The 25,270-nt window shown below is 61.5% G+C and carries 28 protein-coding genes; 5 read left to right on the top strand and 23 right to left on the bottom strand.

The features are described 5' to 3' along the window. Positions 1-39 precede the first annotated feature (39 nt). The 5 genes from HK439_RS20215 to HK439_RS20195 are packed head-to-tail and all read left to right on the top strand — an operon-like array spanning position 40 to position 4,466. On the top strand, positions 40-810 hold the full coding sequence (locus tag HK439_RS20215) for an ABC transporter ATP-binding protein (RefSeq protein WP_190293287.1): 771 nt from the start codon (positions 40-42) through the stop codon (positions 808-810). Further along, positions 810-1,535: an ABC transporter ATP-binding protein gene (locus tag HK439_RS20210; protein WP_190293286.1), complete on the top strand. Its 726-nt coding sequence runs from the start codon at positions 810-812 to the stop codon at positions 1,533-1,535. The genes HK439_RS20215 and HK439_RS20210 overlap by 1 nt, the downstream gene beginning before the upstream one ends. Beyond that, positions 1,532-2,560 carry a branched-chain amino acid ABC transporter permease gene (locus HK439_RS20205; RefSeq protein ID WP_190293285.1) on the top strand — a complete coding sequence of 343 codons (1,029 nt, stop codon included), beginning with the start codon at positions 1,532-1,534 and terminating at the stop codon, positions 2,558-2,560. The genes HK439_RS20210 and HK439_RS20205 overlap by 4 nt, the downstream gene beginning before the upstream one ends. Positions 2,561-2,571: 11 nt before the next feature. Continuing rightward, positions 2,572-3,633 carry a branched-chain amino acid ABC transporter permease gene (locus HK439_RS20200; RefSeq protein WP_190293284.1) on the top strand — a complete coding sequence of 354 codons (1,062 nt, stop codon included), beginning with the start codon at positions 2,572-2,574 and terminating at the stop codon, positions 3,631-3,633. Continuing rightward, positions 3,630-4,466 carry an alpha/beta fold hydrolase gene (locus HK439_RS20195; protein WP_190293283.1) on the top strand — a complete coding sequence of 279 codons (837 nt, stop codon included), beginning with the start codon at positions 3,630-3,632 and terminating at the stop codon, positions 4,464-4,466. The genes HK439_RS20200 and HK439_RS20195 overlap by 4 nt, the downstream gene beginning before the upstream one ends. A 4-nt stretch (positions 4,467-4,470) precedes the next feature. Here the strand turns inward: HK439_RS20195 and HK439_RS20190 are convergent, their stop codons facing one another. From HK439_RS20190 to HK439_RS20080, 23 genes are all read right to left on the bottom strand, one after another. Continuing rightward, complete coding sequence (locus tag HK439_RS20190) at positions 4,471-4,842, bottom strand: phosphate acetyltransferase (RefSeq protein WP_190293282.1); 372 nt, start codon at positions 4,840-4,842, stop codon at positions 4,471-4,473. Then, positions 4,839-5,222 (bottom strand): MaoC/PaaZ C-terminal domain-containing protein, encoded by a 384-nt coding sequence (locus HK439_RS20185; RefSeq protein WP_209011953.1) that lies wholly within the window; start codon positions 5,220-5,222, stop codon positions 4,839-4,841. Before HK439_RS20185 ends, HK439_RS20190 begins: the two co-directional genes overlap by 4 nt. Beyond that, positions 5,219-6,751 carry an AMP-binding protein gene (locus tag HK439_RS20180; RefSeq protein ID WP_190293281.1) on the bottom strand — a complete coding sequence of 511 codons (1,533 nt, stop codon included), beginning with the start codon at positions 6,749-6,751 and terminating at the stop codon, positions 5,219-5,221. Before HK439_RS20180 ends, HK439_RS20185 begins: the two co-directional genes overlap by 4 nt. Before the next feature lie 41 nt (positions 6,752-6,792). After that, positions 6,793-7,566, bottom strand: coding sequence for an enoyl-CoA hydratase/isomerase family protein (locus tag HK439_RS20175; protein ID WP_190293280.1), 774 nt, complete (start codon positions 7,564-7,566; stop codon positions 6,793-6,795). 6 nt (positions 7,567-7,572) lie between these two features. Beyond that, positions 7,573-8,205, bottom strand: coding sequence for a TetR/AcrR family transcriptional regulator (locus HK439_RS20170; protein ID WP_190293279.1), 633 nt, complete (start codon positions 8,203-8,205; stop codon positions 7,573-7,575). Between the two features lie 158 nt (positions 8,206-8,363). Next, positions 8,364-9,173, bottom strand: coding sequence for a glutathione S-transferase family protein (locus tag HK439_RS20165; protein ID WP_190293278.1), 810 nt, complete (start codon positions 9,171-9,173; stop codon positions 8,364-8,366). A 14-nt stretch (positions 9,174-9,187) separates the two neighbouring features. Next, complete coding sequence (locus HK439_RS20160; RefSeq protein WP_328804205.1) at positions 9,188-10,156, bottom strand: amidohydrolase family protein; 969 nt, start codon at positions 10,154-10,156, stop codon at positions 9,188-9,190. Between the two features lie 12 nt (positions 10,157-10,168). Then, positions 10,169-11,362 (bottom strand): M24 family metallopeptidase, encoded by a 1,194-nt coding sequence (locus HK439_RS20155; RefSeq protein WP_190293277.1) that lies wholly within the window; start codon positions 11,360-11,362, stop codon positions 10,169-10,171. Positions 11,363-11,377: 15 nt separating this feature from the next. Next, a complete protein-coding gene (locus HK439_RS20150) occupies positions 11,378-12,331 on the bottom strand; it encodes a D-2-hydroxyacid dehydrogenase (protein ID WP_190293276.1) in 954 nt (317 codons plus the stop codon). A 12-nt stretch (positions 12,332-12,343) separates the two neighbouring features. Next, positions 12,344-13,645 (bottom strand): TRAP transporter large permease, encoded by a 1,302-nt coding sequence (locus tag HK439_RS20145; protein WP_190293275.1) that lies wholly within the window; start codon positions 13,643-13,645, stop codon positions 12,344-12,346. After that, positions 13,642-14,154 (bottom strand): TRAP transporter small permease, encoded by a 513-nt coding sequence (locus HK439_RS20140; RefSeq protein ID WP_190293274.1) that lies wholly within the window; start codon positions 14,152-14,154, stop codon positions 13,642-13,644. The genes HK439_RS20145 and HK439_RS20140 overlap by 4 nt, the downstream gene beginning before the upstream one ends. Before the next feature lie 66 nt (positions 14,155-14,220). Then, the gene (locus HK439_RS20135) at positions 14,221-15,222 is read right to left on the bottom strand and encodes a TRAP transporter substrate-binding protein (protein ID WP_190293273.1); all 1,002 of its coding nucleotides are present in this window, start codon (positions 15,220-15,222) and stop codon (positions 14,221-14,223) included. Between the two features lie 255 nt (positions 15,223-15,477). Beyond that, positions 15,478-16,254: an IclR family transcriptional regulator gene (locus tag HK439_RS20130; RefSeq protein ID WP_190293272.1), complete on the bottom strand. Its 777-nt coding sequence runs from the start codon at positions 16,252-16,254 to the stop codon at positions 15,478-15,480. An 88-nt stretch (positions 16,255-16,342) separates the two neighbouring features. Beyond that, on the bottom strand, positions 16,343-17,278 hold the full coding sequence (locus HK439_RS20125; protein WP_190293271.1) for a 3-keto-5-aminohexanoate cleavage protein: 936 nt from the start codon (positions 17,276-17,278) through the stop codon (positions 16,343-16,345). Beyond that, the gene (locus tag HK439_RS20120) at positions 17,268-18,308 is read right to left on the bottom strand and encodes a branched-chain amino acid ABC transporter permease (RefSeq protein WP_190293270.1); all 1,041 of its coding nucleotides are present in this window, start codon (positions 18,306-18,308) and stop codon (positions 17,268-17,270) included. The genes HK439_RS20125 and HK439_RS20120 overlap by 11 nt, the downstream gene beginning before the upstream one ends. Then, complete coding sequence (locus HK439_RS20115) at positions 18,305-19,171, bottom strand: branched-chain amino acid ABC transporter permease (RefSeq protein WP_190293269.1); 867 nt, start codon at positions 19,169-19,171, stop codon at positions 18,305-18,307. The genes HK439_RS20120 and HK439_RS20115 overlap by 4 nt, the downstream gene beginning before the upstream one ends. A gap of 8 nt (positions 19,172-19,179) precedes the next feature. Continuing rightward, a complete protein-coding gene (locus HK439_RS20110) occupies positions 19,180-19,884 on the bottom strand; it encodes an ABC transporter ATP-binding protein (RefSeq protein ID WP_209011952.1) in 705 nt (234 codons plus the stop codon). After that, positions 19,877-20,602: an ABC transporter ATP-binding protein gene (locus tag HK439_RS20105; protein WP_190293267.1), complete on the bottom strand. Its 726-nt coding sequence runs from the start codon at positions 20,600-20,602 to the stop codon at positions 19,877-19,879. Before HK439_RS20105 ends, HK439_RS20110 begins: the two co-directional genes overlap by 8 nt. Before the next feature lie 69 nt (positions 20,603-20,671). Further along, a complete protein-coding gene (locus tag HK439_RS20100; RefSeq protein ID WP_190293266.1) occupies positions 20,672-21,958 on the bottom strand; it encodes an ABC transporter substrate-binding protein in 1,287 nt (428 codons plus the stop codon). 41 nt (positions 21,959-21,999) lie between these two features. Continuing rightward, a complete protein-coding gene (locus HK439_RS20095) occupies positions 22,000-22,926 on the bottom strand; it encodes a 3-hydroxyacyl-CoA dehydrogenase family protein (RefSeq protein ID WP_190293265.1) in 927 nt (308 codons plus the stop codon). 4 nt (positions 22,927-22,930) lie between these two features. Continuing rightward, positions 22,931-23,731, bottom strand: a complete 801-nt coding sequence (locus tag HK439_RS20090) for an SDR family NAD(P)-dependent oxidoreductase (RefSeq protein ID WP_190293264.1) — start codon at positions 23,729-23,731, stop codon at positions 22,931-22,933. 3 nt (positions 23,732-23,734) lie between these two features. After that, positions 23,735-24,079, bottom strand: a complete 345-nt coding sequence (locus HK439_RS20085) for a cupin domain-containing protein (protein WP_190293263.1) — start codon at positions 24,077-24,079, stop codon at positions 23,735-23,737. A 62-nt stretch (positions 24,080-24,141) separates the two neighbouring features. Further along, positions 24,142-24,981, bottom strand: coding sequence for a cyclase family protein (locus tag HK439_RS20080; RefSeq protein ID WP_209011951.1), 840 nt, complete (start codon positions 24,979-24,981; stop codon positions 24,142-24,144). Positions 24,982-25,270 lie beyond the last annotated feature (289 nt).

Genomic DNA, 25,270 nt, shown 5'->3' with positions numbered 1-25,270 from the left:
CGGCCACGACAGATCACAACAAACGAACAGGCCGGACACGTGACCAGCGAACATCCCATTCTCGAAACGCGCGATCTGACCATCCGCTTCGGCGGTCATGTCGCCGTCGATCATGTCAGCTGCACGTTTCAGCGCGGCACGCTGACGGCAATCGTCGGTCCGAACGGCGCCGGCAAGACGACCTATTTCAACCTGATCTCGGGCCAGTTGAAGGCAACATCCGGTCAGGTCTTCCTGAATGGCGCGGATATCACCCGCATCCCGGTGCCCGAACGGACCGACCGCGGGATCGGCCGGGCCTTTCAGCTCACCAACCTGTTTCCATCCCTGACCGTTCGCGAAAACGTGCGCCTCGTGGCCCAGGCGAAAGCCGGCAAGGGCTTCGACATGGTGTCGGTTGCGGAAAGCCATGTGGAGCTGATCGAACGGGCGGAGCACGTGCTCGCGGAAGTCAGGCTGATCGACGTCGCCGATCAGGTCGTGGCGGTGTTGCCGCACGGCGATCAGAGGAAGCTGGAGGTGGCGATGATGATCGCGCTCGGCCCCCAGGTGCTGATGTTCGACGAACCGACCGCCGGCATGAGCGTCGACGAAGTTCCGGTGATCCTCGATCTGATCAAGACGCTGAAGCAGGACATGGACCGAACCATCCTGCTGGTGGAACACAAGATGGACGTCATACGCTCGCTCGCCGACCGGATCATCGTTCTGCACAACGGCGCGCTTGTGGCCGACGGAGAACCGGCAGAGGTGATTGCCATGCCGATCGTGCAGGAAGCCTATCTCGGCAAGGCGCCGGAGGCCGCATGATGAGCGAACCGCTTCTCCAGCTTTCCGGCGTCCACACCCATATCGGTCCCTACCATATCCTTCAGGGCGTCGATCTGACCGTTCCAAAGGGCGGGGTTTCGGTTCTGCTCGGACGCAATGGCGCGGGCAAATCCACCACCTTGCGCACGATCATGGGGCTCTGGACCGCAAGCAGCGGGTCGATCACCTTCCAGGGCAGGGATATCACCCGGATGGAGACGCCGGCGATCTCCCGGTCCGGTATCGCGTTCGTTCCGGAAAACATGGGGATCTTCACGGATCTGACCGTGGCGGAGAACATGACTCTGGCTGCAACCAAAGGCCCCATCGATCCGAAACGGCTCGCCTGGATCCAGGAGCTGTTTCCGCCCGTCCGCACCTTCTGGAACTCGTCGGCGGGTACGTTGTCGGGCGGTCAGAAACAGATGCTTGCCGTCTCGCGGGCGATTGTCGAGTCGCGTGTGCTGATCCTGATCGACGAACCGACCAAGGGTCTCGCGCCGGCGATTATCAACGCGATGACCGATGCGCTGAAGGAACTGAAGGAAACGGACACCACCATTCTGCTGGTCGAGCAGAATTTCGCCATGGCCTCGAGCATCGGCGACACGGTCGCCGTCATGGACGACGGCCGGATCATTCACGACGGCGACATGGCGGAAATGGTTGCCGACAAGGAGCTGCAGGAACGGCTCATGGGGCTCAGCCTGGAGGCGCACCAATGAGCGAAGCAACGATCAAGCCGCGCATCGAAAAAGCGCCGCTCGGCGAGCGCATGATCGAAAAGCTTCCGGTGGTGCTGGTGCCGGCACTTGCGATGCTGGGGCTGATCGCGGTCGGCAATCCGGCCACCTGGCTGACGCTGACCGTCGCCGGTCTCGCCATGGGGCTGATGATCTTCATCATGGCCTCGGGGCTGACGGTGGTCTTCGGCCTGATGGACGTGATCAATTTCGGCCACGGGGCCTTCATCTCGGTCGGCGCGTTTGTCGGCTTTACCGTCCTGATCTGGCTGGGCGGCTGGACGTCCTCGCCGAGCGTCTTCCTCAATCTGTCGGCCGTCTTCATGGCCATCCTGGTGGCAATGCTTGCGACCGCGTTGATGGGCTACGCGTTCGAGCGTGTGATCGTCATGCCCGTCTACGGCGAGCATCTCAAGCAGATCCTGGTGACTATGGGCGGCCTCATCGTCGCGCAGCAGCTGATCTATGTCTTCTGGGGACCGGACGAGATGCATGTGGCCCGGCCGGAAAGCCTGCAGGGGTCGTTTGTGCTCGGCGAAGCGGCTGTTGAGAAATACCGGCTCGTTGCCGTCGGCATCGGGGTCGTTCTGTTCGTCGCCATGCGCTACGTGCTGAAATCCACCAGGATCGGCCTACTGGTTCGCGCCGGCGTCGAAAACGGCGAGATGGTCGAGGCATTGGGCTACCGGGTGCGCCGGCTGTTCCTGATGGTCTTCATGGCCGGGTCCGCGCTCGCCGGTCTGGGCGGCGTGATGTGGGGGCTCTACCAGGAGACGATTACCGCCCACATGGGGCAGGAGATCATGGTGCTGGTGTTCATCGTGGTGATCATCGGCGGGCTCGGGTCGGTCGAGGGTTGTTTCATCGGCGCCCTGCTGGTCGGCCTGTTGTCCAACTACACCGCCTTCCTCGCCCCCAAGGTCGCCCTGGTGTCGACCATCGGCCTGATGGTGATCATCCTGATGTGGCGGCCGCAGGGGCTTTACCCCGTCGTCAAGGCGAAGTGAGGAGGCAGGCCATGCTCACCAGATTGCTTTCCGGCGACAAGCCGCGCAGCCGGGTCCTGACGCTTCTGCTTCTGGTTATCGTCATCTCGCTCGCCTTTGCGCCCTTCCTGTTTCCGGGCACGAAGTCCCTGGAGACCGCGGCGCGGATTTGTATCTTCATCGCGCTGGTCGCCAGCTATGATCTGCTGCTTGGCTATGCGGGGATCGTGTCCTTTGCCCATACGATGTTTTTCGGCATCGGCGCCTATGGAACGGCGCTGGCCCAGTCCGTGACCGGGCCTAGTTTCGTGTCGATCCTGTGGGGCACGGCCGCAGGCGCCGTCGTCGCTGCGATCTTCGCGCTGGCGATCGGCCTGTTCTCGCTTCGGGTCAAGGCGATCTTCTTCGCCATGGTGACGCTGGCGGTCGCCAGTGCCTTCGCGGTCCTGGTGTCGCAGATGTCCTGGCTGACCGGTGGCGAAGACGGGCTTAACTACAGGATCCCCCGTGAGCTGACACCTGCCTTCAAGCTCATCAAGGCGAAGGTTTTCGATGTGCGGATAGACGGCAAGCTGCTCGCCTATTATCTCGTGTTCTTTGCTTCGGCCTGCCTGTTCCTGGTGATGCTGCGCATCGTCAATTCACCCTTCGGACGGACCCTGCAGGCGGTCCGGGACAACGCCTTCCGGGCGGAGGCCATCGGTTACCGGGTCGTCTGGTACCGGACGACGGCGACGGTGCTGTCTGCGGTCATTGCGGCCCTTGCCGGATCGCTGCTTGCCATCTGGCTGCGCTACACCGGGCCTGCGACCACGCTCTCCATGGAGATCATGATCGATATCCTGCTGATGGTGGTGATCGGCGGTATGGGCACGCTTTACGGCGCGGTGCTGGGCGCAACGATCTTCATTCTGGCCCAGATGTATCTTCAGGAACTGATGGGCGTTGCCTCCAACGCGACGAGCTTCATTCCCTTTGTCTCGGATTTGATCGCCGCGGACCGATGGTTGTTGTGGCTTGGCGTGCTCTTCATCCTGTCGGTCTATTTCTTCCCGACAGGGATCGTCGGCCGGCTTCGGGCTTCGCGCGGATGAGCGAAACGGGTCTTCATGTCCGCGTTGACGAGGGGAGCGGTCCGCCGCTTGTCCTTCTGCATGGCTGGTCATGCCATGGCGGTTTTTTCCAGCCTCAGATAGAGGCCCTTTCCGGCCGGGCACATGTTCTGGTGCCGGATCTGCCCGGACACGGCGAAACAGGGTCGCGGCTGCCGCTGACGATCGAAGCGGCCGCGGATGCGGTCGCTGACCTGATCGAAAACCGAAACCTCTCGGATGTCACCTTGTGCGGCTGGTCCATGGGCGCCCATGTCGCCTATTCTTACGCCGAGCGTCATGGAACCGAACGGCTGAGGCAGATTGTTGCCATCGACATGTCGCCCAAGGTGCTGAACGCGCCCGACTGGCCGAACGGCTCTCTCGGCGGCCTTGATGCCAAACGCAATATCCATGTTCTCGAGGCCATGGTGCCCGACTGGCCGAAGCTCGCGCCCAAGGTCGCGGAGCGTATCTTTGCCCGGGGGCTGGTAACGGATCCGGAGCTTCTGGCCTTCGCCAAACAGGAAATCGGGAAGGCGGATCCGGACCTGCTCAGGCCCATGTGGACCTCACTGACTGCGCAGGACTTCCGGCCGTTCCTGGAACGGCTCGACATTCCGCTGCATCTGGCTTTCGGGGCAAGGAGCGCGCTTTACGGGGCAGGGGTGCACGACTGGCATGCAGCGCATGTCCCCGATGTCAGCTTGCGCATCTTCGACAGGTCCGGGCATTGCCCGCATCTGGAAGAAGCCGACGCCTTCAATACCTGGCTGACGGATTTATTGGGCAAAGCCGGACAGGACGGCGAAGTCGCAACCTCCGCCCGAACCTGATCTTCTAGGCCTTGCCGACATCCTCCACATAGACGAGCGCCCGGCCTTCGCAGACGCGGGTACCGCTTTCGCTCATGCAGACGGTTTCCAGATCGACGAGATGCTTTTCCGGACGCAGTCGGGTAATCGTGACCGACGCAGTCAGGGCCTCGCCGAGGGGGGCGTCCGCCAGGAAGCGCATGTCCTGCTTCAGGTAATTGGTGCCGGGGCCGGGGAGTTTCACCCCGAGCAGATAGGAGAACAGCGCGCCGATCAGCGGCCCTGGCACCGTTTGTGGCACGTCGCCGTCTAGCCCTGCCTGACGGGCGAAATCGGTCATGTCCGCACGGGTATAGGTCCGGATGACTTCTGTGGTCTGGCCGATGTCGAAGGTCATTGCATGTCTCCGGAAATGAGGCATTCGCCTGAAAGGGTCACGAGCCCGTCGGCCTTGCGGGTAACCTCGACCCTAATTCTGTTCGGATTGTCTGCGGCGGGGTTGAGCCGGAACACCAGTTCTTCACCGGCGTAAGACGGATTGGGAAACATCAGCGACTGCATGTCATGGCTCGTGCCGGGCCAGTGCTTGCGCAGGAGGCCATAGACGCGGGAATAGAGCAGCATGCCGTGGGAGACGGTACGGCCGAAGCGGGTGCTTGCGGAAAAGGCCGGATCGACGTGGATCGGGTTGTCGTCGCCGGAAAGCCGGGCAAAGTCATCAAAGTCCTGCTGGGTCGGGACCCAGCTCTCCTCGATTGCTGAAATGGTCGCGGTCAACGGACGGTCTCCGGTTCTTTTGAAAGCGTTTCCTTGAGGATGTTCTTGCGGACCTTGCCGGCGGCCGTGCGCGGCAGATCATTCGCCACCTGGAAGCTCTTCGGGATCTTGTAGGGGGCGAGCCGTTCGCGGCACCAGGCCGACAGGCTTGCGGTGTCGATGGTTGTCCCCGGACGCTCGACCAGGAAGGCCGCTCCGACCTCGCCCCATTTTTCGTCTTCGACCCCGATGACGACCGCCTCGAGGATTGCCGGATGGGTGGTCAGGACCTTTTCCACCTCGGCCGGATAGACGTTTTCGCCGCCGGAAATGTACATGTCTTTGATGCGGTCGACGATGTAGTAGTAGCCGTCCTCGTCGCGGCGGGCGACGTCGCCGGACTTGAGCCAGCCGTCCCGGGTAAAGGCAGCTTCCGTCGCTTCCGGGTTGTCCATATAGCCAGGGGTGATACCGGGTCCGCGCAGCTGCAGTTCGCCTTCGCCGGCGCCTTGCACGATGTTGCCGTTCACGTCTTCAAGCCGGACCTCGGACAGGATCTGCGCCTTGCCGACAGACCCGATCTTGTCCGCAGCACTTTCCGGATCCATCAGGAAGACGGTCGGGCCGGTCTCGGTCATGCCCATGCCGTTGCAGATGGTCGCGCCACGTTCCATGAAGTCGGTGAGCAGATGGGCGGGCACCGGCGCGCCGCCGCAGCCGAAGGAGTTCAGCTTCGCAAAATCGACGTCATTGATCCGCGGATGCAGGGCGAGCGCCTGATAGATCGCAGGTACGGCGAAAAACGAGGTGATTTCGCCCTTCGCCAGATAGTCTACGACCGCATCGGCGTCGAACTTGGCCAGGATGTAGGAAAGGCCGCCCATCAGGAAAAGCGGCAGGGTCGGCAGGTTGATACCGGCAGTATGGAAGAGCGGCAGGTAGTTGACGCATCGGTCCGCGCCGGACAGGCCGGTTGCCTGGGAATAGTTGATCATGTTTGCCCAGGCCATGCCTGCTGTCTGAATGACCGCCTTGGGCATGCCGGTGGTGCCGGAAGTGAATAGCAGATACCACGGCGCGCTTGCGGCGATGCGGCCGTCGCCGACCGGATCAGACGGGGCCGCGGTAATAAGAGTTTCCAGACCGTCGGCTTCCTTCGACCCAAACGCGTAATGCGGAAGCTTCAAGGTGTTCGCCAGGTTCTGAGCGGTTTCACGGAACTCTTTGTCGTGAATGATCAGCTTGGCCCTGGACAGCGCAAGGATCGGTTCCAGTTCCGCCGGCGGCTGGCGCCAGTTCAAGGGGACCAGGATGACCCCGGTCTTCTGGGCGGCAAACAGGAGGACGAAGAAGTCGGCCCGATTGAGGCACAAGACCGCAATCCGGTCGCCCCTCTGCAGCCCAAGGGACAGGAGTGCATTGGCGGTGCGGTTGGCGCGGTCATTGACGTCTGAAAACGTGAATTCCGTCCCCGTATCATGGTCGACGAAGGCGATTTTTTGCGGCGACAGTTCGGCTCTCTTTGCCGCCATGTCCGTAAGCCATTCCATCATGTCCTCCCAACACGGTTTCGGAGCGGCAGCTCGTTTGCTTATGGTCTTCCGGTAAAGCGTTTCATGCCTTCAAGGGTGTCAGGGGCGGTGACGCGCTCCAGAAACCGGCGTTTTTCCTGATCCAGGCGTTCGCGGACGGCCGCTATGCGGGCCCTGTCCCAGACATTGGCCCGGGTTGCCTTGAGGGTGTTTGCGTTCATGTCGGCGATGGACGCCGTCCAGGCATCGATCTGGTCTTCGATGCCGCCTTCCGGAACGACGGCGTTTGCAAGACCAAGCCGAAGGGCGTCCCGGGCCGATAGCCGGGAATTCAGATATTGAAGTTCCAGCGCCTTGGCCGTTCCGACCCGTTCCGGCAACAGCGCGGTCCAGCCACCGTCGGGACCGAAGCCGACGACACCGTAGTAAGGCTGCAGGAAGGCGATTTCACTCATGGCGACAAGGTCCGCCGCGAGGATGAGGCCGAGCGATCCGCCGGTGACAGGGCCATTGACGGCCGCCAGAATCGGGGCAGGAAATTCCAGGAGGTCGATGATCACCTCATGCAGGGCACCGACGATCCGGTCGGAATAGGCAAGCAGCTCGTCCGGGTTTTCCGTATGCTCCATGAAACCGCCTATGTCGCCGCCGGTTGAAAAGCTCCGTCCCTCCGCCGACAGCACCAGTGCGTCCGGGGCGACGCCACGGGCAAGCTCCAGACAGTTTCGCAGATCGTCCAGGAGGCCGGGCACCAGCGCGTTGTGCCGCTCCGGACGGTTCAGCCGGACGCTGGCGATATTCCGGTCATGGGAGAATTTGACGAGCGAAGGCATGGGGGATCACGGCTTCAGACCGTTGACGATCAGGTCGTGGGCGGTTTCGACGACGTCTTCCACCGGGGTCTTGTCCCCCCAGATGACGGCCCGTTCGCCCAGGGAGCGGGATATGCCCATCAGGGCCCAGGCGCGGGTATCGGCATCGCCGGGTTTGATCTGTCCGGCCTTCACTGCCGCCTCAAGCCCGCTCCGGTAGCCCTCGGCAAAGGTATGGTAATAGGCGTGATAGGCTTCCGGATCGACGAAGAGCGCTTCCTGAATGATGCGATAGAGATCCGGGTGCGCACGGATGAATTCTAGGAAGGCGGTGAGGCCGGCCTTTTCGGCATCGAGACGGTTTTCAATATTCTGGGTCGCCTCGCTGAGCGCACGGCGGACCAGCCGGCCCATTTCAAGAACCAGCTCGGAAAAGACCTCGTCCTTGCTCTTGAAATAGATGTAGAATGTCCCCTGGGCGACGCCGGCTTCGCTGGTTATGTGGCCGATGGAGGCCTCGTTGAAACCGCGCTCGCCGATGACCCGTTCGGCGGCCGACAGGATCGCCTTGCGGGTGGCTTCGCCCCGGGCGGTCTTCGGCTGGATCTGCCCATTCGACTGGTCGGTCCCGGTGCTTGTTTTTCGCGCTGCTTTTGCCAAGGCCCAACTCCGGACATGTGCTTAACTGAAACATGAATCAGTATTCATATTTGTCCGAAAGATGCAAGCTTTTCCGTTTGGCGCAACGCGTTGGAGGACTTGTTGTCACCGGTGCCGGGCCCAGTGGCCCTGTCGGTGAATGGGAAAGACACGTGGCCTTAGCCGGGGCCGTTTCGGATATCGGACCAGGTCCGGGAAATCGCGGGCCAGAAAGTGACCGCGGTCCGGTACATGTTTTCGGCAGCGGAAGGATCGAGGAAGGATGCGATCGCGGTCCGGTAACTGTCTCTCTTTTTCGAGCGCTCCAGCCAGCCGGATACTTCGGGAAACTCGTCTTCCCACAATCCGTTCATCGCCAGACGGTCGAGGCGGTCGATATAGGCGAGAAGGGCAATATCTGCGAGCCCGTAGCCCGGTCCGCTGACCCAGTCGTATCGCTCCAACGTGACCTTCATGTCGGCAAATGCGGATCTCATTTCCCTCAAGGCTGCTTCGACGTGGATGGAGGCGACGCCGTTGTCCAGAAGATCGCGCCGTTTCTCCCTTGAGATGGGATCGGGGATTTTCCGGAGCATGGTTTCAAGCTGTTCCGGCGTTTTGCCCGCCATTTGTTTTGCCCGATTCACCGTTGCAAAGCTGAGGGAATTGATGGCGCCGTGGATAGCGAGGCATCGGAGCAGCCAGAGCTTCGTTTTGGCTTTCAGGTCCGGATCCGCCGGCATCAAGCCGCCCGCATTATAGGTCTCGTCCAGGTATTCCAGGATCAGGCTCGATTCAATCACGACCATCCCGTCGTCGACCAGAGTCGGGACGACTGCATTGGGATTGAGTTTCAGATAGTCGGGATCGAACTGGTCCCCTGTCATCAGATCGAGCAGGTGACCCTCGTAGGCCAAGCCCAATTCGGCCAGGCCGAGGCGTACCTTCTGGGAACAGACGCTGGTAGCGCCGTGGTAGAGGATCAACATGGGACCGTTTCCCTTCAAAGGTGAAGCAGTTCCATGGCGTTCTGATAGCAGACTTTCGTTCGTTCCTCGTCAGACAGTGGCGCGGCGTCGATCCACTTGCCGGCTTCCTCCGGCCGTTCGAACGGATAGTCGACTGAGAACATCACACGCTCGGCGCCCATGGCGTCGATGGCGCAGCGCAACGGCTCATCGGAACAGACACCGGCCGTGGTGCACCAGATGTTGCGGTGGAAATAGTCCGAGGGCTTCATGTCGAGCCTTTTGCTTCCCCGGTTGCTGATCTCCCAGCGGCTGTCGAACCGCCAGAGCTGATAGGGCAGGGTTTCGCCCATGTGGCCCAGGATCAGTTTGGCCTTGGGGAAGCGGTCGAAGACACCGCCGAAGACCAGACGCAGGGCATGGTTGCCGGTCTCCACCGTCCAGGACCACACAGGTCCGAACAGTTCCGAATGGCCGTGGTACATGTAGGGCACGTCCGGCGGATTGTAGGGGTGAATATAGACCGGTGCATCCAGGTCGGCCGCCCGCTCCCAGAAGACCGAATACCGGTCGTCGTCCAGATAGGCGCCGTTGGTCTGGCCGTTGATCATCACGCCGGAGAACCCGAGTTCCTTCACCGAGCGTTCCAGTTCGTCCGCTGCGGCCTTCGGATCCTGCATGGCGAGATGGGCGAAGCCGCCGTATCGGGTCGGATTCTTTGCGATTTCGGCGGCGAGGAAATCATTGCATTCACGTGCCTTGCGCACCGCAACGGCGGTATCCGTTTCCGCCTGCACACCGGGACCGGACAGGGACAGGACGGCTTTTTCCACTCCGATGCTGTCCATGTTTGCGATCCGGATTTCACCGAAATCCTGCAGGGCGTTCAATGCCTTGCCGAACAGCTCCGGACTGATGTTGATCGACGTCTTGTTGAAATAGTCGATAAAACCGGGCGCCATGAAATGTTCTTCCAGCGCGATCTTTGCAACAGGGTTCGTCACGGGACGTTTCCTCTAGTCGATTTCGAAGATTTTCTTTTCGGTCTTGTGCAGGCAGGCGCCCGGTCCGTCGGGGCCGATCATGTAGTTGTCGCAGATCACCGCGAAGACGGTACCGTCGTCGTAACCGGGGTGGACGGCGAGACACATGTTTTCGGCAATGGTCATGGTCTCGTCGCGCCGGATTAGCGGTCGTTCGACCATGTCGACGCCTTGCCCGTGGGCATAGAGTCGTCGCTCGACCGGCAGGCCGCGCGCCGCCATCCAGTCATCGTGTTTTGCGGCGACTTCGGCGGCGGGGACACCCGGCTTCAGCAGGGAGAGGTTGTAGTCCTGGGACTCCTTGACGGTGGCGAAGGCGTCCTTCAGGGCCTGGGTTGCCTGGCCCAGTACCATGGTGCGGGCGATCTCGACATACATGCCGCCGGGGCCGTTGACCTCGATCAGCATGGAGAAATGTTCGCCTTTCCCGATGGTCCGGCCCTGCAATTGACGCGGAGCGAAGCGCGAGGCTGAACCGAGGGGTGCGGAGGTGCCGAGGAAAATGCCCTGATCACTGCCGAGGCGGTGCGCCTCTGCCTGCGCAAAATTGGCGAGATCAATGTCCCTGAGGCCGGGCCTGATATAGCCGCAGACGGCGGCGAAGACTTTGTCCTGCAGGTCTGCGACTTCGCGGATAAGCGCGATTTCCTCCGGGCTCTTGATCGCCTTGATCGTGTCGACGAGGTCGGTTGCGTCCACGATTTCGACGCCCGTGCCGAGTTCGTTCTTGAGTGCGGAGACGAGCGCGAAGGGCAGGGCGCCCGGTGTCAGGAGGCCGATCTTTTTCGGTCCGTTCCGCTTTAGCTCCTCCACGAGCAGATCCGCGTCATAGGAATTGGTATAGCCGATGGAGACGAAGGACGGCGTGTTGACGATCCGTCCGACGCCACGGTGGATCGGGTCGCGGCCATCCAGGTCGCGGCTTGTGTCGAAAGAACCCATTTCGATCACGGTCATCGGTTGAACGGCATAGAACACGACGGTGCGCGGATAGCCGTTGGTCGCGGGGATATCGGTGAACCACCGGGCATAGCCTCCCACCCAGTCGCTGGTGTTCTGCATGACCAGCGCGTCCAGTCCTTCCGCGCGCATTGCCGAACGCACCGCCTCCCAGCGGCGTTCGAGTTCCGCGGTCGAGGTCTGGGAACGGTTGACCGGTCCTGTCATTGGGAAAAGCTCCTGCTAGCTGGGACGTTCGATGACATTCTTGAGGGCGGTGGCTCCGCCTCTGGCAAAGGCATTCAGGTTTTCGGCGACGATCGGCTGCGCCTGCTGGGCGTAGCAGTCGGACATGCCGCCAATATGCGGGGTGATGATCAGGTTCGGTGCGGACCAGAGCGGGCTCGTCTCCCGCAGGGGTTCCGTGTTGAAAACGTCGAGCCCGGCACCTGCGATCTCTCCGTTTTTCAGGGCCTCGACGACGGCATCCTGGTCGACGCAGCCGCCGCGGGCGATGTTGATCAGATAGGCGCTCTGCTTCATGGCCTTGAGAACATCGGCATTGACGATGTGATGGGTCTCGGGACCGTAGGGCACGATGACGACGACGAAGTCCGCTTCGGCAGCGGCCTCCTTGATCTGGCTGCGTTTGAAAATGCGGGCGAAGCCCTCGACTTCAGACCGTCCGTCGGAAACGCCGGTAACGCGCATGCCGAATGGATTGCAGCGGGCCGCCAGCGCTTCGGCGATCACGCCGAGGCCGACGATGCAGACGGTCTTGTCCTGCAGGAGCGGCTGCGGCCACTGCTTCCAGGCAGACGTTTTCTGGTTGGCGAGCATCGCCGGAAACTGGCGGGCGAGGGACATCATCAGCAGGACCGCAAGTTCCGACATCTGCGGACCGTGCATGCCCCTTGTGTTGGTAATGACCACGTCGGAAGCGAGCTCCGGCATGTGGAGCAGATGGTCGACGCCGGTGGTCAGCGCCTGGATCCATTTGAGCTTCGGCATGGCGCGGATCATGTCGACCGGAATGAAGGGCGCCAGTCCGCACAGGATTTCCGCATCCGCGGCCACCTTCAGCGCGTCTTCGACGGTGACCGCAGGCAGGAATGCATATCCCGGACACTGTTGTGCAAGCGTCTCGCAGTACCACTGCGCATCCGGGTCGAAGATCAGGACTTGTGTGTCGGCCATGGGGTGCCTCGGTCAGTAAAGGGCTGCGGGCAGCCAGAGCGCCAGCCCCGGCAGCAGGAACAACAGCAGGATGAGGAAGACCGGCGCGATCAGAAAGGGGCCGATGCCGGAATAAAGGGCCTTGAGGCTGACTTCGGGCGCCTGGGCCTGGATAATGAACAGGTTCATGCCGACCGGCGGCGTGATCAGGCCGAGCTCGACGACGATCACGACCAGCACGCCGAACCAGACCGGGTCGTAGCCGTAGCTGGTGACGATCGGCAGGAACACAGGCACGGTGATCAGGACCATGCCGATCCCTTCCAGGAAGCAGCCCAGGATGATGTAGAGGATGATGATCAGGGTCATGATCATCAGCGGACCGAGCCCGACTGCCTGGGCGGTTTCGATCAGAAGGTTCGGCAACCGGGTCTGGACCACGAAATTGGCGAACATCGACGCGCCGATGATGATCATGAACAGCACGGCACTGGTGATGGTCGTGGTGCGCAGGGCCCGGATCAGGTTTTCCACGGTGAGGCGGCGGCTGAGGAAACTGATGACGATGGCGGCGAAGGTGCCGACACCGGCGGCTTCGTTCGGGCTAAAAATGCCGCTGTAGATGCCGCCGATGGTGATGATGAACAGCAGATAGAACTGCCAGGGTTCAAGCAGCGCCTTCAGCCGTTCGCCGAAGGACACCTGATCGGCGGTTGGAACCTGGCCGGAGACCCGGTGGGCGACGAACAGGGCGATCGCCGCATAAAGGATCAGCAGCACAATGCCGGGGATCATGGAGGCGGCGAAGAGTTTCGGGATCGACTGTTCGGCAATCGCCCCATAGATGATCAGAATGATCGACGGTGGGATCAGAATGCCGAGCGTGCCGCCGGCGGCCACGGAGCCGGCGGAAAACGCATCTGCATAGCCTGCCTTGCGCATTTCCGGCATGGCGATCCGGGTCATGGTTGCCGCGGTCGCCACCGACGAGCCGCAAATGGCGCCGAAGGCCCCGGAGGCGCAGATCGTTGCGACCGATAGCCCGCCGCGCAATCCGGACATGATCACCCGCGCCGCGGAAAACAGTTCCGACGAAAGCCGCGACGAGGTTGCGATTTCCCCCATCAGGACGAACAGCGGCACGACCGATAACCCGTATTTGGAGGCCATGTCGAATGTGGTCGATCCGGCCATGAACTGGGCGACCTGGACGTTCGACAGGGCCGTATTCCCGGCAATGCCACAGATGGCGAGCGCCAGCCAGACCGGGGTGCGCAGGAACAGGAGGACGAACATGATCGCGATGAACAGCAGTCCGACAATCGATGCGCTCATTCCGATGCCCCCTTGTCCGCCGGGTAGGCGGGACTTCCGGAAAGTCCGCCGAACAGGTTCAGGATGGAGGCGAGAACACCGCCTGCCATGCCGCCGAGCGCGATGACCCAGACAATCCAGACCGGCAGGTTCAGTTCCAGTTTCAGGTCGCCGTAGAGATAGGCCTGTCGTGCCGGGTCGATCATCGACAGGAACATGAAGCCGAGGATCAGGGCGGAGAGAAGGCTCGAAAATCGCCGGAGAAATTCGACGAACCCGGGCGGAACAAAATGATCGATCAGGTCGATGATGATTTCATGCCGCCCGGCGATCACGGCCGGAAGGCCGTAGAAGACACTGATGACAAGCAGGATCTCGACGCCGTCATAGGCCCCGGTCAGCGGCTTGTTGATGGCAAACCGCATGGCCACGTCCGCCACGATGACCAGAATCATGAGGAACAGGGCGGTCATGGCTATTGCGAGCAGCGCACGCAGTATCGCAGCCGAAAGACGATTCAATCCGGACATTGCATCCACATTACCTGTTGCCCAAAGAAAAGGGGAAGCCGGAAACCGGCTTCCCGTGCGCTGAGCCTATTTCGTGTAGGCGTCGTAGAATGCGCGTCCGGGCTTGCCGGATTCATCGACAGCATTGATCGAAGCATCGATCATGGGTGTCACGATTTCGGTCAGTTTCTTCACCTGACCGTCGTCGAGAGTGACGATGTCGATGCCGTGATCAACCGCATACTGGCGGCCCTTGGCTTCACCTTCGTCCCACATGGCGCCGAAAGCCGCGGCGCGGGCAGGCCCGGTCGTTTCCATGATGAGCTTCTGGAACTTCTCAGGCAACGCGTTGAAGGAGTTTTCATTCATGACCACGGCGAAAGTTGCCGATGCCATTCCCGGTTCAAGTGAATATTTCACCACCTGGCCGAGATCGAACGCCATGACGGCTTCGAACGGGAAGGTCGCGCCGTCGATGACACCCTTCGCCATGGCTTCGGAGACTTCGCCGGGGGGAACCGGCATGGGGGAAGCGCCGAGGCTTTCGATCATCTGCTGGAAGACCTTGCCGGCATAGCGGATGCGCAGACCCTTGAGGTCATCGAGCGTAGCCGGCTTCTTGTCTGCGAGATTGATCTTCAACGGCGGGGTGACCGCCATCCAGAGGATCTTTGTGCCCGGATGTTCCGCAGCCAGGTATTCCGGCGCGAGTTCGGTGAGCCGTTTGGATGAAACCGCGCTGTTCGACCCTTCCGAAGGATAGGAAAGGGGCATGGCCGCAAGCCCGGTCATGGGAAACCGGCCCGGCGTGGCGGCATGCAGCACGACGGAGATGTCGGCAGCGCCCGAGGCGGCCAGATCATACTGGCGCGGAGCCGGGCCAAGCTGACCGGCGGGAAACAGGTTGATGGTGAGCTCTCCGCCGGACTTTTCCGCAAGCTCTTCCCCCCATTGGGTCAGCATGCGGTTGAAGGCATGTTTCGGCGGCAGAAAGGTCGATACTTTCAGGGTTTCTGCAGATGCGGATGCGATCGAGGCGACGCCGACAGCGAGCGCAATCCCCACTTTGCAGATAAAGGCATGTTTCATGTTTTTCCTCCCACAGTGCCGTTTGTCAGGTTCGATTATTTTTGTTCTCAACCTGATTTGCGATACACGTGTACCGTATCGTAGAACGTTTTGAATTGTCAATTTGTTTTGCTGGAATTATGCGGAAAAACACGAGCTTTTTCCGTGGTTTCATCCGGGAAAGATGACATGCACGCCTCCGTTCACGCGTTCGATAAAACGCATGTCGTGAGCCGGGAAATGAAGGCCCGATACTTCAGAAACGACCTTGGAAAATCAGGTTCTTCCGATCACTTCCAGCCTTGCAAGCTGGTCGAGGGTTTTCAGCAATTGGGCCACCAGCTTGGTTTCGGTCAGATTGAAACGGGAACTTGGGGTCGGGATCGACACTGCGTAGATTTCGCCCTGGCGATCGCCGAAGGCTGCGCCGACCGCGGAGATGCCGTCCGTATGCTGATCGCGATCGAAGGCAATCCGGTTGCTGCGGATATCATCGATCTCGGCAAGGAAGGCCTCCAGTTTTTTCGGGTCCTCGGCAACGTCCGGCGCTTCGCTCGCCATGAGTTTCATGATCCGGCCCTCGTCCATAAGAGCGAGGCATGCCTTGCCGTTGGCCGTATCGAAGAGCGGGAAACTTTCGCCGACGAAGGACACCGTGCGCAGACGATGGGTCCCGGGGATCTGGTCGATAAAGATCAGCCGTTTTCCGCGCAGCACGGCGAGATCCACCGTTTCGCCGGTGGCCTTGGCAAGTTCCACCAGATAGGGGCGCAGGATCTCGCCCATGTCGATGCGTGCGGATTCCGCCAGTGACGTGATTTCGGGACCGAGGCGGATCCCGCGGCCCGGGCTGGCGGCGATCACCAGATGTTCTGCCTGCAAGGCGCCGACGATCCGCTGAACGGTCGAGCGCGGGAGACCGACCCGTTCTGCAATCTGACCGAGGCTGAGACCGTCGTTCTCGTTTCTCAGGCTGCGCATGATTGCGACCGCACGCGCAATCACCTGCACGCCGGATCTGGAATCTTCAGTTTCTTTTGTCTTGCCAGCCATCGTCATCGCTTCTTTATCGTTCTTGCGCCGATCTCCTTAGCATGCCCGCCCGCTTTGCCAAATGTTCTTGATGGCGGGCGGTGGAGGGCTAGAAGGCGGTTCGATCCGCACCTTTCAGGTCGAGGATCTCGCGGGCTTCATCAGGTGTGGCGATCTCACAGCCCAGCTCCTCGACAATGCCGCGGATCTTGGCAACCTGCTGGGCGTTGCTTTCGGCGAGCTTGCCGCGGCTGATGAAGAGGCTGTCCTCCAGTCCGACGCGGACATTGCCGCCCATCTGGCTGGCGGTCGTGGCCATGGGGATCTGGGCCGAGCCCGCGGCCAGAATCGACCAGCGGTAATCGTCGCCGAAGAGCTTGTCGGCTGTCTGTTTCATGAACAGCAGGTTGTCGATATCGGCGCCGATCCCGCCCAGAATTCCCATGACGAACTGGATGAAGATCGGCGCCTTGAAAAGGCCGATATCCATGCAGAACTTTAGATTGTAGAGGTGGCCCACGTCGTAGCACTCGTGCTCGAACTTGATGCCGTGCGGCGCAAGCGTTGTTGCAGCTTCCTCGATGTCCCTGAACGTATTGCGGAAGATGTTGCCGTCGGAATTGGCGACGTAGTCCTTTTCCCAATCGAACTTCCATGAGTCGTAACGCTTGGCGAGCGGATGAAACGAGAAGTTCATCGACCCCATGTTCATGGAGCACATTTCCGCGCTGAAGGTGGCGGCCGGCCTGATGCGGTCCTGAATGGACAAGGTCAGGGAGCCGCCGGTGGAGATGTTTACCACCGCGTCGGTCGCCTGCTTGATCCGGCCGAGGAAAGGCTTGAAGTCCTCCGGGTCGACGGACGGCGCGCCGGTTTCGTTGTTGCGGGCATGCAGATGCAGGATCGATGCACCGGCCTCCGCCGCGGCGACCGCCTGCTGCGCGATGTCGTCATAGGTGTAGGGCAGGGCGTCCGACATGGTCGGCGTGTGGATCGCTCCGGTGACTGCGCATGTGATGATGGTCTTTTGACGCTTATTTGCCATGTCGGCCGTCCTGGGTTTCTGAGGGTTTCACCACCCGCCGTGCCAGCGGGAAAAATTCAATGCCGACCTTGGCCCGGAGCATGCCCCAGAGGCCTTTCGGAGCTCGCAACATGACGACGATTGCCACAAGTCCGAGCACCAGGAGATAGATCGTGCCAAGGTCGGCAAGGGTTTCGCGCAGGGCGAAAAAGATAATGGTTCCGATGATCGGCCCTTCCAGGGTGCCGATCCCGCCGATCACCACGATGAAGATCACGAAGGCGGTCCAGTCGTTGACTGAAAAGGCCGCGTCCGGGGAAATCCGCAGCTTCTGCAGGAAGATCAGTGCCCCGGTCGCGGCTGTCAGGGCGGCGGTCACGATATAGACGACCAGCTTCGTCTTCCAGATATCGATGCCGAGGCTCTTGGCGGCCAGTTCATTGTCCCGGATCGCCGTCAGCGCCAGGCCCTGGCGCGAGCGCAGGAACAGGAACGCCACCGCGATAACCAGGACGGCAATGCCCAGTGCCAGCCAGTAGCTGGTTGATTCCCGGGCCGAGCGGCTGGCGGCGATGGACTTGACCACGTCGATCGGCAGGCTGGTGCCCGACCCGCCGCCGAGATCGCTCACCTGCGCGAAGACCAGCCGGAAAACCTCGGCGATGACCCAGGTTCCGATGGCGAAATAGGCGCCGCGCAGGCGGAAAATCAGGATGGCGACGGGTAGGGCGACGACCGCCCCAAGAACACCGGCAATCGGAATGGCCAGAAGCGGAGATACGCCCAGGAACATGGTGAAAGCGAACAGCATGTATCCGCCGAAACCGACGAAGGCCTGCTGACCGACCGAGACGAGCCCTGCGTATCCGGCCAGGAGGTTCCAGAGACTTGCGAGCGAAAGATAAAGGAAAATCTCGCTCATGAGCCGGAGGTCCGCACGGCCTGCCCACCAGGGCGCGGCTGCCAGGAACAGGCAAAGGATGAGGCCTGCGACTGCCGCCGCCCGGCTGACCGGTGTCGATCGGGAAATGGTGTAGGTCGCAGCGCTCATCCGTCGATCCTTGGAAACAGGCCGCGCGGACGGAACGCCAGCACCAGGAGAAAGGCCAGATGGCCGGCCAGAAGCTGCCAGCCCGGATTGAGTTGGGCGCCGATATTCTGGCTGATGCCGAGAATGATACCGCCGGCAAGCGTACCCCACAGATTGCCGAGCCCGCCGATGATCACCGCTTCGAAGCCGAAGATGAGCCGTCCGGGACCGGCGGAAGGGTCGAAACTGGTGCGGATGCCGAGGAACAGGCCCGCTATGCCGACGACGGCCAGTGACAGCGCCATGGCAAGGCCGAAGACATGGGCCTTGTTGAGCCCCATGAGCTGGGCGATGTCCTGATTGTCCGACGTGGCGCGAAAGGCGCGGCCGAGCGCGGAGCGGTAGAACAGCCACTGCAACCCGGCAATGGTCGCGACCGATACGGCGAACATCAGCAGAGGCAGCCAGCCGATATTCAGATTGCCGCCAAGGTTCATGCTGGCGGTCTCCAGCGCGCCCGCGTTCATCTTCTGTGGATCGGCGCTGTAAATCTCCAGCAGCCCGTTCTGCAGGATGACAGAGAGGCCGAAGGTGACCAGCAGCGGCGGCAGGATGTCGTCGCCCAGGGTGTGGTTGAGCACCCCGCGTTGCAGGACATAGCCGATGAGACCCATGACCGGGACCACGATGACCAAGGCAACGAGCGGATGCAGGCCGACGGTGGTGGCGACGGTCAGGCCCAGATAGGCGGCCAACACGATGAAATCGCCGTGGGCGATGTTGACGAGGCGCATCACGCCGAAAATCAGCGACAGGCCGGCGGCGAAAAGCGCATAGAGCCCGCCGAGCAGCACGCCTTGAACGATTGAGTTGATCCAGTCCATGGCTTCTCTCAGATCCCGAAATAGGCGGCGCTGATGGCTTCGCGGGTGACGGTGGCGGCCGGGCCCTCCAGGGCGATACGGCCTTCCTGCAGGCAGTAGATCCGGTCGGAAACAGACAGCGCCTTGGCGATGTCCTGTTCGACGATGATCGCGCTGGTACCGCCGCCGATGATGGAAGGCAGGATCTCGTAGATCGATTTGACGATGATCGGCGCCAGTCCGAGGCTGATCTCGTCGAACAGCAGGATGTCCGGGTTGGACATCAGGGCCCGGCCGATGGCAACCATCTGCTGCTGGCCTCCCGACAGCGCGGTCGACGGGACCTTCCTCCGTTCTTCCAGGATCGGGAAAAGCTTGAAGATCTCCTCAAGGTTCCACGGTCCTTTCCGTCCGGCCTGGCCGCCGATGATCAGGTTTTCTTCGACCGATAGGGATGGAAACAATTGGCGGCCCTCAGGCACCATGGCAATGCCCAGTTGGGCGATCTGGTCCGCGCGCAGGTGGCCGATATTCCGGCCTTTCCAGCAAACCATGTCCGGGCCATTGGACAGAAGTCCGGTGATGGATCGCATCAAGGTCGATTTTCCGGCGCCGTTGGCGCCGATCACCGCCACGACCTCGCCGGCATCGACATGAAGGGTAATGCCGAAAAGCGCCTGGAAGTCGCCGTAGTAGGCGGTCAGGTCATTCACGGTCAGAAACGGGTCAGCCATCCGCATCTACCCCCATGTAGATCTCTCGGACTTCCTGAAGCGCCATTGTTTCTGCGGGATCGCCGTCGGCGATCTTTCGGCCGAAATCGATCACGATCAGCCGGTCGACCACGGACAGAAGCGCATGGACGATGTGTTCGATCCAGATGATGGAAACGCCTTCCTTGCGGACATCGTTGATCGTGTCGACCAGTTCCCGGCATTCATGCTCGGTCAACCCGCCGGCGATTTCATCGAGCAGCAGCAGTTTCGGCCGGGCACACAGGGCGCGGGCCAGTTCCAGACGTTTGCGACCAAGCAGGGTCAGGCTGCCCGCCGGCGCATTGGCGCGGTCTATCAGGCCGGTTTTCTCCAATACCTCGAGGCAATGCCGGTTGGCCTTCGAAATACTGTCGCGTGCGCCATGGGTGGCCGCCACCATCAGGTTTTCAAACACGGTCATGCCGGAAAACGGTTGCGGGATCTGGAATGACCGGGCGATGCCGGCCCTGCAGCGGTCTGCCGCGGACAGAGTCGTGATCGGCTTGCCGCAGAAATGGAGCGAACCGCTGTTCGGGGCGAAGGTGCCGGTGATCAGGTTGAACATGGATGTCTTGCCGGCACCGTTCGGGCCGATGACGCCAAGCGCTTCGCCCTCTGCAAGGCTGTAGCTCAGCTCATCGGCCACGACGACGGCGCCGAAAGCCTTGGTCACGTTCTGCAGTTCAAGGAGTGGCAAGATCGGAAACCCTGTGCATCGGATAGAGCCGGACGGACAGTCGGTCTGTCCGCCCGGCAAGCGGTGTTATTACGACAGCAGCTTGAATTCGCCGGTGGTCGGGATTTCCGGCGCATGCTTGTTGGCCGTGACCACCAGTTCGAACTTGTCGCCCTGTTTCTGCCACTGGCCGGCGACAAGCGGCGTCTTGGTGACGTTCTTGACCGGTCCGACGGCCCAGTTTACCGGCCCGACAACGGTGGTCAGGTCGGTCGTGCGGATGGCTTCCAGGATCGACTGCGGGTCGTCCAGGTCCGCCGTGCGGCGGATGACGTCGGCCGTGACTTCGAACAGCGCATGCTTGAAGCCGATCGGCTGGGTCCAGGGGCGGTTGGTCGCTTCCATGTAGCCGTTGGCGAGATCCGCGGAGCTTTCGCCGGTGAGCGAGGACGGGAACGGGTGGTTCGGTGTCCACCAGATTTCCGAGCTCAGGCCATCACCACGGTCGCCGAGAGATTCAATCACCGACGGGAACAGCAGCGCCTTGCCGATGGTGACCACCTTAGGCTTGAAGCCCTGTTGCGCCGCTTGGGACCAGAAGTTTGCGAAGTCCGGCGGGATCATGTTGCCGGTGACGATTTCGCAGCCGGCTTCCTTGAAGGCCGAAATCTGCGAGGTGAAATCGTCCGACAGGGGCTGGTAGCGGCCCGGGTCGGTCAGCGTATAACCGGCCTTGGCAAGTGCGGGCGGCAGGCCGAGTTTCGGATCGCCCCAGGCATTGCCGTCGGCGTCGTTCGGGAACAGGCCGGCGATCTTCTTGTCAGCGCCGCTCGAACCCCACAGGTCGAGGAAGGCGGCGATCACGTCCTCCAGACCCCAGAAGAAGTGATAGGTATATTCGAAGCCCTTGGCCGGATCGCCGTTGCGGCCGAAGAAATAGGGCTGCCACGGGCAGTTGGTGGTGATGCAGGGAACTTCGTTGACTTCCGCCTGGTCGGCCACCGGGTTGGTGGTGTCCGGTGTGGAGTCGCCGACGAGAATGTCCACCTCTTCGCCGAGGATCAGCTCGGCCGCCACTTCCGCAGCCCGGTTCGGATTGGATTGCGAGTCCTTGGTGATGATTTCGATCGTATAGGTCTTGCCGTTGTTCTGCAGGCCGGCATTGAAGAGCCTCTGGATCTGCGCGATCACATATTCGTCCGCCTCACCGAAGCCCGCGAGCGGGCCGGTCTTGGGGCTGACGTGGCCGACCTTGATGACCGGATTGGCCGCGTAGGCGCGGGTCCGGTACAGGATCGCCGGGGCGGCAAGGCCGACGGCGGCGCCTGCCAGAAGCTTCCTGCGTGAAATCTGGTTCTTGCTATCGAACAGCGTCATCGTTTTTCCTCCCAGAAGATGCGCTGGTCCCTGAAGGACCGCTAGTCGTCGATAATCGTCTCAAGCCTCCTCAGATGCACAGCGACCCGGCGGCGGATCTGATCCGCTTCTTCCGGCTTCCATCGGCGAAATCCTTCGCCGGATTTCATGCCCAGTTTTCCGTCATGCACCAGCTTGCGCAGGTAGGGAGACGGTTCGCCCCGATCGTCGAGGTCGAAGAGAACGTTCTCGTGAATATCAAGGGTCAGGTCCGTGCCGACCAGGTCCGCATTTTCCAGCGGCCCGAGGACGGCAAGGCGGCGGCCGAAGCTCGACTTGACGACGGTGTCGACAGCTTCCGCCGAGCAAATGCCTTTTTCGACGAGGTTGACCGCTTCGCGCCACAGGGCGTGCTGGAGCCGGTTGCCGATGAAGCCCGGAACGTCCTTTTCCACCTTGACCGGCGTCTTGCCGACGGTCGCAAGCAGATCGTAGATTGCCTGAAAGGCCTCGCCGGAGGTCCATTTAGTCCGGATCACTTCCACCAGCGGGATCATGTGCGGCGGGTTCCACCAATGGGTTCCGACAGCGCGCGTCTTGTCTTCCAGATCCTGCATGATGGTCGTGATCGGGATGACGGAGGTGTTGGAGGCGAACAGGCAGGTTTCGGGCGCTGCCTGTTCGACTTCCCTGAACAACTGACGTTTCAGGTCCGGTTTTTCCGGCGCTGCCTCAAAGACCACGTCCGCATCGCCGACGCTGTCTGCGAGGTCGGGAACCGCCCTGACGTGTGCAAGCGCGGCATCGGTCTCATCCGCGCCGCAGCCGAGCGCTTCCAGACTTGCCCGGACACGATCATGCAAGGTGGCAAGGCTTTCGGCGAACGGGTCGTAGACCCGGACGTCGTGGCCGGCGCGGGCAAAGGTCAGGGCAATGCCGTGGCCCATGAGGCCCGCGCCGAGGACAGTGATTTTGTTCAGGTCCGCCATCGTGTCATCCGGCCGTGTAGCCGCCGTCGGCGTAAAGGATGTGGCCGGTATAGAAGTCCGAGGCCTTCGAGGAGAGGAAGAGCAGGGGGCCTGCAAGATCCTCCGGTTCGCCCAGACGTCCTTTCGGGACCCGGGTCAGGAAGCCGTTGCGGACCGTTTTCGCCTCATCGGTATCCTCGAACATCCACGCAGTCAGGGGCGAACGGAATACCGTCGGAGCGATCGCGTTGACGGTGATGCCGGTCGGACCGAGTTCGCAGCCCAGCGCCTTGGTGATCCCGTCCACGGCGGCTTTCGAGGCGCAGTAGGCGGTATAGCCTGCCGGATGCCCCAAAAGTCCGCGCGCGGAGGAGACCAGAACGATCTTGCCGCCTTCGCCCTGGGCCTTCATTTGTGCGGTCGCCGCACGCGCCAGCATCCAGGACTGGGTGACATTGGCATCCATGACCCCGGTAAAGGTTTCGACAGGCATTTCGTCGATCTTGGCGACCTTGTTCATTCCCGAAGCCACGACCAGGATGTCCAGCCGTCCGAAGGCCTTGACGGCCTCGTCGACCATTGCCTTGCAGGCATCCTCGGTATCGGGCCGTGAATTGAGTTCCAGAACGTCCGCGCCAAGGTCCTTGCATTCGTCTGCAATCGCCTTGAGGGCGTCCGCATTGCCGGCGGCGAGCGCGATCTTGCAGCCGGCGCCGGCGAGCGTTCTGGCTGCGACCATGCCGAAGGCGCCGGACGCGCCGGTGATCAGCGCAACCTTGCCGGCGACCTCGAACATGGACAACGGGTTTTTCCAGGTATCGGTCATGGGTCAGGCCTTTGGCGGATAGGGGATGACGACGAGCATGGTGCACACGAGATTGGAGCGGTTCTCGATCTTGCGAACCTCTCCCGGCGCGATGGTGCAACTGTCGTATTTGCCCAGGACGGTCTCCTTGCCGTCGATGATGACGGTCATCTCGCCTTCGAGAACGACATAGATCTTTTCGAAGGGGGTGGAGTCCGGTCCGGCGCCGCCGCCGGGCAGAAACTGGCTGAGGCCGACCCATTGATTGGTCGGGCCGCCTTCCTCGAAGCCCTGCAGGCGCAGGCCGACCACATCCCAGTGGTTTGGTGCGTCATAGGGCTGTGCATCCTGAAAACGTTTGACGTGCATGCCTGATCCTCCCAAATGCTGCATGCATGGCCGCCGCCGGAGCAGCGGCCATCAATACGGGCCTAGAAGGATTCTCCGGCCTCGATGCGGTAGTTCTGACCCTTGTCGATCATGGCGACCAGCCGGATGATACAGCCGTCGCCGCGGTCCCAGTTCCACGGGAAGAAGGCAAAGGTGCAGCGCTTGCCGGTCACGGCGTCGAGATCGCCGCCGACGTTCTCGATGCCGAGAATGCCGTTGGAGAAGAGCGTGTTGTGGACGGGCTCCCATTCCGGGAAGGCTTCGTCCCAGGCAATGCCTCCGGACCATTCCTTGTATTCTTCCGCCAGATGGGGCAGCAGCGGGCCGTTGCGGTGCGGGCCGATTGCGGTCGCCAGCGGGTGGTCGTTCGCCTGGGTGTCGTGGCCGACGACCTTGATGCCCTTTTCAACCATCCAGTCGGCGGCCGACGGCACGAGGCCCGGGCAATAGGGGAAGTAGTCGCCGTCTTCGTAGACCTTGTGCCAGCCGGTGTTGATGATCAGGACATCGTTCTTGCGGATGGCATGGCCGCAGGCCTTTTCCAGGTCGTCCGCGGTGATCTGTTCCCATTTCTTTTTCGGGATCGATACGACCAGGCCGGAACCGAAGAAATGCGGCAGGGGGACTTCGTCGATGAACGGAGTGCCCTGCACCACGTGGGCCGGCGCGTCGATATGGGTAGTCACGTGCATTGTCGTGGTGATCGTCTGCGACAGCACGCCGGACTTTGCCATGTAGTGCATGCGCTCGATCTGAACATCACGGAAATAGGGCCAGTTCGGGCACTGGAAACCGTAGCGGTGGCTGAGATTGTAGAACTCCAGCCCCATGTCGTTGTTCGTGTTTTCCTGAAAGTCGATACCCCGGATCGTGATTGTCATTTTGTATCCTCCCAATCGCATCGTTCGCATGCGTTTCCATGTATTGAAATTTGATACACATGTATTGCCATGCAGTCAATACGTACCGCACTGCGGTTTGGGGTGTTATCTGCTTCGGGTCGGCCATCGCTTATTGCGAGGAGGCCGGTTGCCGCTTCTTGACCTCGGGTGAGGGCTGGTTTTCCTCGATATGGGGCGCTTCTCCGAAGGCTGTGGGCGGCGGCGATTAACGGAATATGGACCCCGGACCGTATTGACGGTTGATGCGCCCAAATACTGCATTGCACAA

This window comes from Roseibium aggregatum, from assembly GCF_014692675.1.
Classification (GTDB): Bacteria; Pseudomonadota; Alphaproteobacteria; order Rhizobiales; family Stappiaceae; genus Roseibium; species Roseibium aggregatum_C.
The sequence above is the reverse complement of the archived record's forward strand: the minus strand, read 5'-3'. Positions and strand labels throughout refer to the sequence as shown.